Raw genomic sequence first — 12,260 nt, forward strand, 5'->3', positions numbered from 1 at the left:
ATGGCCTTAGAAAACACCCTGATTCAAGATAAACTTACTGAAACATTTAATAACGATGTTTTCAACTTCCAGCAAGAAAGTGATATTTTTTCTTTAGAAGCTTCTGCTGATAAAATTACAGCATTGATTCTATTTCTTAAAAATGATTCAGAATTAAAATTTCATTTCTTAACTGACTTATGTGGTATTCATTACCCAGATAATGAGAGTGAACGTCAGTTTGCAGTAGTTTACCACTTGCATAACTGGTACGAAAACAAAAGATTAAAAATCAAAGTTTTCTTAAATGGTGAAAAACCAGAAATTAAATCAGTTTCAAATATTTTCTTGTCTTCTAACTGGATGGAAAGAGAAACATTCGATTTTTTTGGGATTAACTTTATTGGACATCCTCAATTGAAACGTATTTTGAATATGGATGAAATGCAGTCACACCCAATGAGAAAAGAATTCCCAATGGAAGACAGCGGAAGAACGGACAAAGACGACAGATTCTTTGGAAGAACAACAACAAATTGCTAAAAAATAATTCAACATTATAAAATGTCAGAACTATTATTACCACCAGAGCATCGCTATGCTAAAATAATTAAGGAGAGACTAAACGAAGACGGAAGCGAACTTTCTGTACTGAATTTAGGTCCGACACACCCTGCTACACACGGTATTTTCCAAAATATCCTGTTAATGGATGGTGAGAAAATTCTTGAGGCTGAACCCACAATTGGTTACATCCACAGAGCATTCGAAAAAATTGCCGAAAATCGTCCTTTTTATCAAATTACACCTCTTACAGATCGTATGAACTATTGCTCCTCTCCTATTAATAATATGGGATGGTGGATGACAGTAGAAAAACTATTAGGAGTTGAAGTTCCTAAAAGAGCGCAATATCTAAGAGTTATCGTTATGGAGCTGGCTCGTATTACCGACCATATTATCTGTAACGGGATTTTAGGTGTTGATACTGGTGCGTATACTGGTTTCTTATACGTTTTTCAATTTAGAGAAAAAATCTACGAAATCTACGAAGAAATTTGTGGAGCTCGTTTGACTACAAATATGGGAAGAATTGGTGGTTTTGAAAGAGACTGGTCTCCAGAAGTTTTCAAAAAACTAGATAAATTCCTAGAAGAATTCCCTCCAGTTTGGGAAGAATTCCAAAACCTTTTCGAGAGAAATAGAATTTTCCTTGATAGAACTGTAAATGTAGGTGGAATCACTGCCGAAAAAGCTATGGCTTACGGATTTACAGGTCCAAACTTACGTGCCGCTGGAGTTGATTATGACGTACGTGTTGCACAACCTTACTCATCTTACGAAGATTTCGATTTTATTGTTCCTGTTGGAAAATCAGGAGATACTTACGATCGTTTCTGTGTTCGTAATGCTGAAGTTTGGGAAAGTTTAAGCATTATTCGTCAGGCATTAGAAAAAATGCCTCCAGGAAACGAATATCATGCTGAAGTTCCAGATTACTACCTTCCTCCAAAAGAAGATGTTTATACTTCTATGGAATCTTTAATTTATCACTTTAAGATTGTAATGGGAGAAGTTCCTGTACCAGTTGCAGAAATCTACCACCCAGTTGAAGGAGGAAATGGAGAAATCGGTTTCTATTTAGTAACAGACGGAAGTAGAACTCCATATAGATTACATTTCAGAAGACCATGCTTTATTTATTATCAAGCATTCCCAGAAATGATTAAAGGCGCGATGCTTTCAGATGCAATTATCATCCTTTCAAGTTTGAATGTAATTGCAGGAGAACTAGACGCCTAAAATAAATTTAGATTTTAGAAGATAAAATTTAGATTAAAAAATTTGTGCCTTTGCGCCTTTGTGGCAAAACAAGAATAAAATGGAAAGAAAACATTACAAACAAGAAATAAACATGACTGAGGCATTGATGAATCGCATCAATGAATTGATTAGTCATTATCCTGAGGGCAAACAAAAATCGGCTTTATTGCCTGTTTTGCACGAAGTTCAGGATGCACACAACAACTGGCTTAGTATTGAATTGCAAGATAAAGTTGCCGAGATTCTTCAGATAAAACCGATCGAGGTTTATGAGGTGGTTACTTTCTACACGATGTTCAACCAGAAGCCAATTGGTAAGTATATGTTTGAATTTTGCCAGACTTCTTGCTGTTGTTTAAACGGAGCCGAAAATTTAATGGATTACACTTCTGAAAAATTAGGCATTAAAATGGGCGAAACAACCGCAGACGGAATGTTTACCATTGCTGGTGTAGAGTGCTTAGGTGCTTGTGGATACGCTCCAATGATGCAGTTGGGCGATTTCTACAAAGAGAAATTGACAGAAGAAAAGATCGATCGGTTAATCGCTGATTGTAAAGAGGATAAAATAATATTACACGATAAATAAGATGTCACAAAAAATATTATTAGATAAAATCAATATTCCTGGAATCAAAACCTACGAAGTTTATCGTCAAAATGGCGGATATGCTTCTGTAGAAAAAGCTTTAAAAACACTTACTCCAGACGAAGTTACAGAAGAAGTAAAAAAATCAGGATTACGTGGTCGTGGTGGTGCAGGTTTCCCTGCCGGAATGAAATGGAGTTTTATTGATAAAAAATCAGGAAGACCGAGACACTTAGTTTGTAACGCAGACGAATCTGAGCCTGGAACATTCAAAGATAGATTTTTGATGGAATACATCCCTCACTTATTGATCGAAGGAATGATTACATCAAGTTACGCTTTGGGTGCCAACCTATCTTACATCTACATTCGTGGAGAATACATGTGGGTTTTCAAAATTTTAGAAAGAGCGATCGCCGAAGCAAAAGCTGCCGGATGGTTAGGAAAAAATATATTAGGAACAGGTTATGATCTTGAACTTCACGTTCATTGTGGAGCTGGAGCGTATATCTGTGGAGAAGAGACAGCATTAATCGAATCATTGGAAGGTAAAAGAGGAAACCCTCGTATTAAACCACCTTTCCCAGCAGTTTCTGGTCTTTGGGCAAATCCAACTGTGGTAAACAATGTTGAAACAATTGCGACTGTGCCGTGGATTGTAAACAATTCTGGAGATGATTATGCTAAAATTGGTATTGGACGTTCTACTGGAACTAAATTAATTTCTGCTTCAGGTCACATCAAAAATCCAGGTGTTTACGAAATTGAATTAGGTTTAAGTGTTGACGAATTCATGAATTCTGATGAATATTTAGGAGGAATGTCTTCAAGCCGTCCATTAAAAGCATTTGTACCAGGAGGTTCTTCTGTACCGATTTTACCAGCTGAATTGATTTTCAAAACAGCAAACGGCGAAGACAGATTAATGACTTACGAATCTTTAAGTGATGGTGGTTTTGCTACTGGATCTATGTTAGGTTCTGGAGGATTTATTGTTTATAACGATACAGCTTGTGTTGTTAGAAACACTTGGAACTTTGCTCGTTTCTATCACCACGAATCTTGCGGACAATGTACACCTTGCCGTGAAGGAACAGGATGGTTAGAAAAAATCTTATGGAGAATCGAAAACGGTCAAGGCCGTGAAGAAGATATCGAATTATTGTGGAGCATTCAAAGTAAAATTGAAGGAAACACAATTTGTCCGCTTGGTGACGCTGCTTCTTGGCCAGTAGCTGCAGCAATTCGTCACTTTAGAGATGAGTTCGAATATCACGTTCGTTTCCCAGAAAAAATCAAAAATAGAGATCACTTTGTTGCTGAACCTTTTTCACAAGTAAAGCATTTAGTAGGCGGTAAAGTAATCGTATAAAAATAAAAAGCAGAAAGTTATAAAGTTCATAATGTTAAAAAGGACAGCAATTCTTTTCAATATTCCGACTTTCAACATTCAAATCATAAAGAGATGAAAGTAACCATAGACGGTCAAAGTATAGACGTAGAGCCAGGAACAACGATCCTGCAGGCTGCACGTATGATTGGTGGAGATTTGGTGCCGCCAGCCATGTGCTATTACTCAAAATTAAAAGGCAGCGGTGGAAAATGCCGTTGTTGTTTAGTTGAAGTTTCTAAAGGTAGTGAAGCTGACCCAAGACCAATGCCAAAATTAATGGCATCTTGCGTAACAGGATGTATGGACGGAATGGAAGTAAATAGTAAATCTTCTGCCAGAGTTACCGAAGCGCGTAAATCTGTAACAGAATTTTTATTGATCAACCACCCATTAGACTGCCCTATCTGTGATCAGGCTGGTGAATGTGATCTTCAAAACTTAAGTTTTGAGCACGGAAATCCGAAATCACGTTATATTGAGGAGAAAAGAACATTTGAGCCAGAAAATATTGGTCCAAATATTCAACTGCATATGAACCGTTGTATTTTATGCCAAAGATGTGTACAAGTTGCAGATCAATTAACAGACAATAGAGTTCACGGAGTATTAGATCGTGGAGATCACGCTAATATTTCAACTGGTATTTCTAAAGCAATCGACAATGAATTTTCTGGAAACATGATTGATGTTTGTCCGGTTGGAGCTTTAACAGATAAAACTTTCCGTTTTAAATCAAGAGTTTGGTTTAACAAACCTTATAATGCACACAGAGAATGTACTACTCCTGGATGCTGCGGTAAAACTACTGTTTGGATGTTTGGTGGAGAAATTCAGCGTGTAACTGGTCGTAAAGATGAGTACCACGAAGTAGAAGAATTTATCTGCAACAGCTGTCGTTTTGATCACAAAGATGTAAAAGACTGGGTTATTGAAGGACCAAGAGAATTTGAAAAAGATTCTGTTATCAACCAAAATAACTATACTCAAAAATTAGAGAAAGTTGAAATCGATACTGAAAAGAATATCCTTTTAGGTAGAGATATTGACCGTAAAAAAATTAGTATGGCATCAATTCCATTAAATACAAACGATAAAAAATAAGAAATGGAAAGTGCATTTATTATAGAAAAAAGTGTTGTTATTGTTGTCGTTTTTGCGGTAACAATGATTATGGCAATGTATTCTACTTGGGCTGAACGTAAAGTTGCTGCTTTCTTGCAAGACCGTGTTGGACCAAACCGCGCTGGATGGGGAGGTTTACTACAGCCACTTGCAGACGGTATGAAATTATTCTCTAAAGAAGAATTTGAGCCTAATACTCCTAATAGAATTTTATTTTTTGTAGGTCCTGCAATTGCAATGAGTACAGCTTTAATGACAAGTGCTGTAATACCGTGGGGAGATCGTTTGCACCTTTTCGGAAGAGACATTATACTTCAGGCAACCGATGTAAATATTGCTCTATTATACATTTTTGGAGTTTTATCTGTTGGAGTTTATGGTATCATGATTGGTGGATGGGCTTCTAATAATAAATTCTCATTGATGGGAGCTATTCGTGCTGCATCTCAAATGGTTTCTTATGAAGTTGCCATGGGATTATCAATGATTGCTTTATTGATGATGACTGGAACAATGAGTTTAAAAGAAATTTCATTACAACAACAAGGAATGAACTGGAATGTTTTTTATCAGCCGTTATCATTCTTAATTTTCTTAATCTGTTCTTTTGCGGAAACTAACAGAACTCCGTTTGACTTAGCAGAATGTGAAAACGAATTAATTGGAGGTTACCATACAGAATATTCATCTATGAAAATGGGATTCTATTTGTTTGCTGAATACGCAAGTATGTTTATTTCTTCAACTATTATTTCTGTTTTATTCTTCGGTGGATACAACTATCCAGGAATGCAATGGATGGTAGACAATGTTGGTGTAAACACAGCTAACTTATTAGGAATTGCAGCGCTATTTGTAAAAATATGTTTCTTCATATTCTTTTACATGTGGGTTCGTTGGACAATTCCAAGATTTAGATATGATCAATTAATGAACTTAGGTTGGAGAATTTTAATTCCGCTTTCTATTATTAATATCATGATTACTGGAATTGTAATATTAAGACACGATATTGCAGCTTACTTAGGATTCTAAGAACCGTAATTAGCTTTAAATAAAAAACAAAATAGATTTGAATTTGAATAATCAAATTTTGAATCATAAACTATACTAGTAAAAATGTCAATAGAAACTATATCATTATCGGGTAGAAAAAAAGTGGTGTCAAATAAGGACATGACTTTTATTGAGCGATTGTATCTTGTGGCGATTGTAAAGGGTTTGATTATTACTGTGAAACACCTTTTTAGAAAAAAAGTTACCATTCACTATCCTGAGCAGGTTCGCGAAATGAGTCCAGTTTACCGTGGTCAGCACATGCTGAAACGTGATGAGCAAGGCCGTGAAAACTGTACTGCTTGCGGATTATGTGCTTTATCATGTCCTGCAGAAGCAATTACTATGAAAGCTGCTGAACGCAAACCTGATGAAAAACATTTATATAGAGAAGAAAAATATGCAGAAATCTACGAAATCAATATGCTTCGTTGTATTTTCTGTGGTTTATGTGAGGAAGCTTGTCCAAAAGACGCTATTTACTTAACTACTTCTAAAGTATTAGTTCCTGCTAGTTACGAAAGAGAAGATTTTATTTTCGGGAAAGACAAATTAGTAATGCCTTTAGAAATGGCCATGAAAAATGCTCAACTTAAAAACGCTAACTAAATGATACATATTCCTGATTTTGCACACGCAACAACTGTACAAGTTATCTTTTGCTTTTTAGCGTTTATTACTGTTATTACAGCTTTCTTAACTATTTTCAGCAGAAACCCAATTCACTCAGCGATTTACTTAGTAATTTGTTTCTTCTCGATTGCTGGTCATTATTTACTATTAAATTCTCAATTCTTAGCTGTTGTTCATATAATAGTCTACTCTGGAGCTATTATGATTCTGTTCCTATTTACGATCATGTTGATGAACCTTAACGAACAACGAGAAGTTCACCGTCCTAGAATTACACGATTAGGAGCTATTGTTTCTTTCTGTTTAATATTGATCGTTTTGATTACAATCTTTATTAACTCAAAACCAATTGTAGGTGAATACGATTCTACTGGAGAAGATTTCCAATCAATTAAAGTTTTAGGTAAAATATTATTGGACGAATATATGGTTCCGTTTGAATTTGCTTCTGTCTTACTTTTGGTTGCTATGATTGGAACAGTTCTATTGTCTAAAAAAGAAAAATTAAATAAATAATGGGTAATATATTAAATCAAATAGGTATTGAAAATTACATCTTTTTAAGTGTTGTACTTTTCTGTATTGGTATTTTTGGTGTATTGTACAGACGAAATGCAATTATCGTTTTCATGTCTATCGAAATTATGTTGAATGCGGTGAACCTTTTATTTGTTGCTTTTTCAACTTATCATCAAGATGCGCAAGGACAAGTTTTTGTATTCTTCTCGATGGCGGTTGCTGCAGCCGAAGTTGCGGTAGGATTGGCCATTTTAGTTTCTATCTTTAGAAATATCGGATCAATTAGTATCGATAATTTAAAAAATTTAAAAGGATAATCAGAAATGGATACCAATTTAGCTTTAATTTTAGTTTTAACTCCTTTACTAGGTTTTCTAGTAAATGTCTTTTTTGGAAAAAGCTTAGGAAAAACAGTTTCTGGCGCAATCGGAACTATAGCCGTAGCAATTTCTTTTGTAGTTTCTGTTCTACTTTTTAATCAAATAACTTCAACTGGAAAAGGAATCGAAGTTACTTTATTTGATTGGATTCAAATCAGCAACTTAAAAATCAATCTTGGATTTTTATTAGATCAATTATCTGTTCTTTGGTTACTTTTTGTAACTGGAATTGGATCTTTGATTCACTTATACTCTATCAGTTACATGCATGATGATGAAAATATGCATAAGTTTTTTGCCTATTTAAATCTATTCGTATTCTTCATGATTACACTTGTAATTGGAAGCAACTTATTAGTTCTTTTCATCGGATGGGAAGGCGTTGGACTTTGTTCTTACCTATTAATTGGATTCTGGCACAAAAACCAAGACTACAATGATGCTGCGAAAAAAGCTTTTATCATGAACAGAATTGGAGATTTAGGTTTATTAATCGGAATGTTCATCATTGGTTCGATGTTTTCTACATTAGATTATGCAACTTTAAAAACGGCAATTGCTGGAGCTTCAAACTTAAATTTACCTTTACTTTCTTTAGCAGCTTTATGTTTGTTTATTGGAGCTTGTGGTAAATCTGCTCAAATTCCGTTATACACTTGGTTACCTGATGCGATGGCTGGACCAACTCCTGTATCAGCATTAATCCACGCGGCAACGATGGTAACTGCTGGTATCTTTATGGTAACAAGATTAAATTTTGTTTTTGACCTTGCAACAGATGTTCAAAGTGTAATTGCAATTATTGGAGCAATTACTTCGTTAGTTGCAGCAACAATCGGATTAGTTCAAACAGATATCAAAAAAGTATTAGCTTACTCTACAGTTTCACAATTAGGTTTAATGTTCTTAGCATTAGGTTTTGGAGCTTACGAAGTAGCGGTTTTCCACGTAATAACTCACGCTTTCTTTAAAGCTTGTTTATTCTTAGGATCTGGATCTGTAATTCATGGATTACACGGAGAACAAGATATGCGTAACATGGGTGGATTGCGTAAAGCAATGCCAATTACGTTCTGGACCATGTTGATTTCTTCATTGGCAATCTCAGGAGTTCCATTTTTCTCTGGGTTCTTTTCTAAAGATGAAATTTTATTGACAGCTTTCCACCACAGTATTCCATTATACGTTGTTGGATCGATTGCTTCAATCATGACAGCTTTCTATATGTTCCGTTTAATGTTCTTGACTTTCTTCAAAGAATTTAGAGGAACTGAAGAGCAAAAGCATCATTTACACGAAAGTGGCTCATTAATTACTATTCCACTTATCATCTTAGCTATTTTAGCAACTTTCGGCGGATTAATTAGTTTACCTGGAAACAGCTGGTTAAATGAATACCTTGCTCCTCTTTTCACAAAAGTGGCTGGCGAAGAACATCATTTAGGCACAACGGAATACACTTTAATGGGTGTTGCAGTATTAGGCGGATTACTTGGAATTTTAATTGCTTACGTAAAATACTTCAAACAAGATAATGTTCCAGAATCTAATGAAAACATTACTGGTTTAAGCAAAGTGTTATACAACAAATATTATGTAGACGAAATTTACGATGCTGTATTTGTAGCGCCTGTTAATAGTCTATCTAAATTCTTTAGAGATTACATCGAGACAGGATTATCTGCTGCTGTTTTTGGATTAGGCAAAATAGCAAACGAAATTGCTTTTCAAGGAAAAAAATTACAAACCGGAAGTATAGGATTATATCTATTTGTTTTTGTTTTAGGACTTTGTGCAATTGTTTCCTATATATTTTTAGCTCAATAATATTATTACTATGAACGTTTCTACTATATTAATTATACTTTTAATTGGTGCATTTGCCACTTACTTTTCTGGTGACAAACTAGCTTCAAAAGTTGCTTTACTTTTTAGTTTAGCTGCTTTAGGATGTTCAATTGTATTATTGAATAATTATAACGCTGGCGAAAATATCAGCCTAATCAACAGCTGGATTAATCACCCTAAAATTTCATTCGCTTTAAACGGTGATGGACTTGGGCTTGCAATGGTTTTATTAACCGCAGCTTTAACTCCGATAATCATATTTTCTTCTTTCGGAAATGAATATAAAAATGCAAAAGGCTTTTATGCTCTAATCTTGTTTATGGCATTTGCTATGGTCGGGACTTTCTTAGCAGCTGATGGTCTTTTATACTATATTTTCTGGGAATTAGCACTTATTCCAATCTACTTTATTGCTTTAATCTGGGGTAATGGCGACGCTGAAGAACGCAGAAAAGCAGTGGTTAAATTCTTTATTTACACACTTGCTGGTTCGTTATTCATGTTAACTGCATTTATTTATTTATATCAAAAAGCAGGTTCTTTCTTAATCGAAGATTTATATAAAGTAAACTTATCTGCTTGCGAGCAATTCTGGATTTTCTTGGCTTTCTTCTTAGCTTATGCTATCAAAATTCCAATTATTCCTTTCCATACTTGGCAAGCAAATGTATACCAAAAAGCACCAACTGTTGGAACAATGCTTTTATCTGGTATCATGTTAAAAATGGGATTATACAGTGTACTTCGTTGGCAATTGCCAATTGCGCCTTTAGCTGCAAAAGAATACATGAATATTTTTATTGCTTTAGGAATTGCTGGCGTAATCTACGGATCAATTGTTGCATTGAGACAAAAAGATTTGAAAAAATTATTGGCTTATTCTTCTCTTGCTCACGTTGGTTTAATTGCTGCGGGATCTTACACCTTAACTCTTGATGGTTTAAGAGGAGCTGTTTTGCAAATGATTGCTCACGGTTTCGTTGTAGTGGGATTATTCTTTGCTGCTGAAGTAATTTTCAGAAGATATGAAACTAGAGAAATTGAAGAAATGGGCGGAATCCGTACTCAGTCTCCAAAATTCACATCAATGTTTTTAATCTTAGTATTAGCTTCTGTTGCATTACCAAGTACATTTAACTTTGTTGGAGAGTTTACCGTATTGTACAGTTTATCTCAAATCAATATTTGGTTTGCTATTCTTGGCGGAACAACTATCATTTTAGGAGCTTACTATATGTTAAGAATGTTCCAGCATGTTATGTTAGGTGAAACTAATTCTAAAACTTTTTCTGATGTTACGCTTAACGAAGGAGTTTCATTTGCGGCAATCATTGCAGTTTTATTATTCTTTGGTTTCTATCCAAAACCAATCACAGATTTGATTACACCTAGCTTGGAAACTATTTTACAAGTTATCAATAAGAACTAATATTTTAAACAAAAAATAAATTAGGATTCCACTTAAAAATTGAAATCCTAAATCAAAAAGATAAAAATGAATACATTAATAGCTATAACAGGATTGGGTATTTTCTGCCTATTGTTTGAAATTCTTAATATAAGAAAGGCCATAGTCCCTATTACCATTTTGGGTTTAATAGGCGTATTGGCACTTAATTACTGTGAATTTGGAACAGAACAAAGTTATTACAACAATATGATAGCAGTGAGTAAGTTTTCTACAGCTTTTTCATCATTGTTTATCGTTTTGACGATTTTCCTTGTAGCGTTAAGTCACAATTTTTACCAAAATCACCCAACGAAAATTTCAGATTTCATTGCAATTAAAGTATTCTTATTAGCTGGAGCTGTAGCAATGGTTTCTTTTGGAAACTTAGCGATGTTCTTTTTAGGAATTGAAATCTTATCTATTGCATTATATGTACTTGCTGCAAGTGATCGTTTGAATATTAAAAGTAACGAAGCAGGTATGAAGTATTTCTTAATGGGATCTTTCGCATCAGGAATTATATTATTCGGAATCTGTTTGATCTACGGCGCTATGGGAAGCTTTGATATCAGCGAAATTCACGAAAGTGCTTTGTCTGCAGAGTTACCAATCTGGTTTCCAATCGGAATGATTTTAATGGTTGTTGGAATGTTATTTAAAGTAGCTGCTGTTCCTTTCCATTTCTGGGCTCCAGATGTTTATGAAGGTTCTCCTGCACTAACAACTGCTTTAATGAGTACATTAGCAAAAGTAGTCGCAATTGCAACTTTATTTAAACTGATTGCTGGCATGAACTTCATTTCTTCATTAGAAAATCAAGATCTATTGCATACTTTTGAAGTTATAGTGGTTATTATTTCTATTGCTTCAATGTCTGTTGGTAATATTATGGCACTTAGACAAGTAAACGTAAAACGTATGCTTGCTTTCTCTGGAATCTCTCACGCAGGTTTCATGTTAATGACATTGTTAACTGTTTCAGCATCAGCTGGAGTTTTATTGTACTACACTGCTGCTTATGCATTAGCGGGAATCGCAGCTTTCAGTGTGATTTTATATGTATGCAGAGATCAAGATAATGAAGATATTACAAACTTCCACGGTTTAGGAAAAACAAATCCGCTATTGGCTGCAGTTTTAACGGCTTCATTATTATCAATGGCTGGAATTCCTATTTTCTCTGGATTCTTTGCTAAGTTGTTCTTATTCAATCAAACAATTCAAGCAGGATATATTGGTTTAGTAATCGTTGCGGTAATCAATTCTATCATTAGTGTTGGATATTATTTCAAACTGATCATTGCAATGTATTCTAAAGAACCTAATCAAGAAAGAACAGGAAGACCATTCCTTATTTATGCTACAGCTGTAGTATCAATTGTTTTAAATATTGCTTTAGGTTTATTCCCTTCTTTGGTTTTAGATTTATTACAATAAGATAAAATATAACATTATAAGGAAATCCAT

Annotated in this window: 12 protein-coding genes; all 12 read left to right on the forward strand. The window is 34.5% G+C overall.

Annotated features, from left to right (window positions below; genetic code table 11):
• Entirely contained in the window at positions 1–522 is a 522-nt protein-coding gene (locus tag LL966_RS11360; RefSeq protein WP_229353261.1) for an NADH-quinone oxidoreductase subunit C, read from the forward strand.
• Positions 523–543: 21 nt separating this feature from the next.
• Positions 544–1,782 carry an NADH-quinone oxidoreductase subunit D gene (locus LL966_RS11365; RefSeq protein WP_229353263.1) on the forward strand — a complete coding sequence of 413 codons (1,239 nt, stop codon included), beginning with the start codon at positions 544–546 and terminating at the stop codon, positions 1,780–1,782.
• Positions 1,783–1,861: 79 nt separating this feature from the next.
• Positions 1,862–2,392 carry a complex I 24 kDa subunit family protein gene (locus LL966_RS11370; protein ID WP_229353266.1) on the forward strand — a complete coding sequence of 177 codons (531 nt, stop codon included), beginning with the start codon at positions 1,862–1,864 and terminating at the stop codon, positions 2,390–2,392.
• A gap of 1 nt (position 2,393) precedes the next feature.
• On the forward strand, positions 2,394–3,764 hold the full coding sequence (gene nuoF / locus LL966_RS11375; RefSeq protein ID WP_179003261.1) for an NADH-quinone oxidoreductase subunit NuoF: 1,371 nt from the start codon (positions 2,394–2,396) through the stop codon (positions 3,762–3,764).
• 93 nt (positions 3,765–3,857) lie between these two features.
• Positions 3,858–4,886, forward strand: a complete 1,029-nt coding sequence (locus tag LL966_RS11380; protein ID WP_229353267.1) for a 2Fe-2S iron-sulfur cluster-binding protein — start codon at positions 3,858–3,860, stop codon at positions 4,884–4,886.
• Positions 4,887–4,889: 3 nt separating this feature from the next.
• Positions 4,890–5,942: an NADH-quinone oxidoreductase subunit NuoH gene (gene nuoH / locus LL966_RS11385; protein ID WP_229353269.1), complete on the forward strand. Its 1,053-nt coding sequence runs from the start codon at positions 4,890–4,892 to the stop codon at positions 5,940–5,942.
• Positions 5,943–6,026: 84 nt separating this feature from the next.
• Entirely contained in the window at positions 6,027–6,572 is a 546-nt protein-coding gene (locus LL966_RS11390; RefSeq protein ID WP_229353275.1) for a NuoI/complex I 23 kDa subunit family protein, read from the forward strand.
• Positions 6,573–7,112 carry an NADH-quinone oxidoreductase subunit J family protein gene (locus tag LL966_RS11395; RefSeq protein WP_091490517.1) on the forward strand — a complete coding sequence of 180 codons (540 nt, stop codon included), beginning with the start codon at positions 6,573–6,575 and terminating at the stop codon, positions 7,110–7,112.
• Positions 7,112–7,432: an NADH-quinone oxidoreductase subunit NuoK gene (nuoK, locus tag LL966_RS11400; protein ID WP_008466103.1), complete on the forward strand. Its 321-nt coding sequence runs from the start codon at positions 7,112–7,114 to the stop codon at positions 7,430–7,432. Before LL966_RS11395 ends, nuoK begins: the two co-directional genes overlap by 1 nt.
• Before the next feature lie 6 nt (positions 7,433–7,438).
• Positions 7,439–9,322, forward strand: coding sequence for an NADH-quinone oxidoreductase subunit L (gene nuoL / locus LL966_RS11405; protein WP_229353276.1), 1,884 nt, complete (start codon positions 7,439–7,441; stop codon positions 9,320–9,322).
• 10 nt (positions 9,323–9,332) lie between these two features.
• A complete protein-coding gene (locus LL966_RS11410; protein WP_229353277.1) occupies positions 9,333–10,772 on the forward strand; it encodes a complex I subunit 4 family protein in 1,440 nt (479 codons plus the stop codon).
• Positions 10,773–10,838: 66 nt separating this feature from the next.
• A complete protein-coding gene (locus LL966_RS11415) occupies positions 10,839–12,230 on the forward strand; it encodes an NADH-quinone oxidoreductase subunit N (protein WP_229353279.1) in 1,392 nt (463 codons plus the stop codon).
• The last annotated feature ends 30 nt before the right edge of the window (positions 12,231–12,260 follow it).

Origin of the sequence: Flavobacterium chungbukense, assembly GCF_020805785.1 — a bacterium.
GTDB classification, from domain to species: Bacteria; Bacteroidota; Bacteroidia; order Flavobacteriales; family Flavobacteriaceae; genus Flavobacterium; species Flavobacterium chungbukense.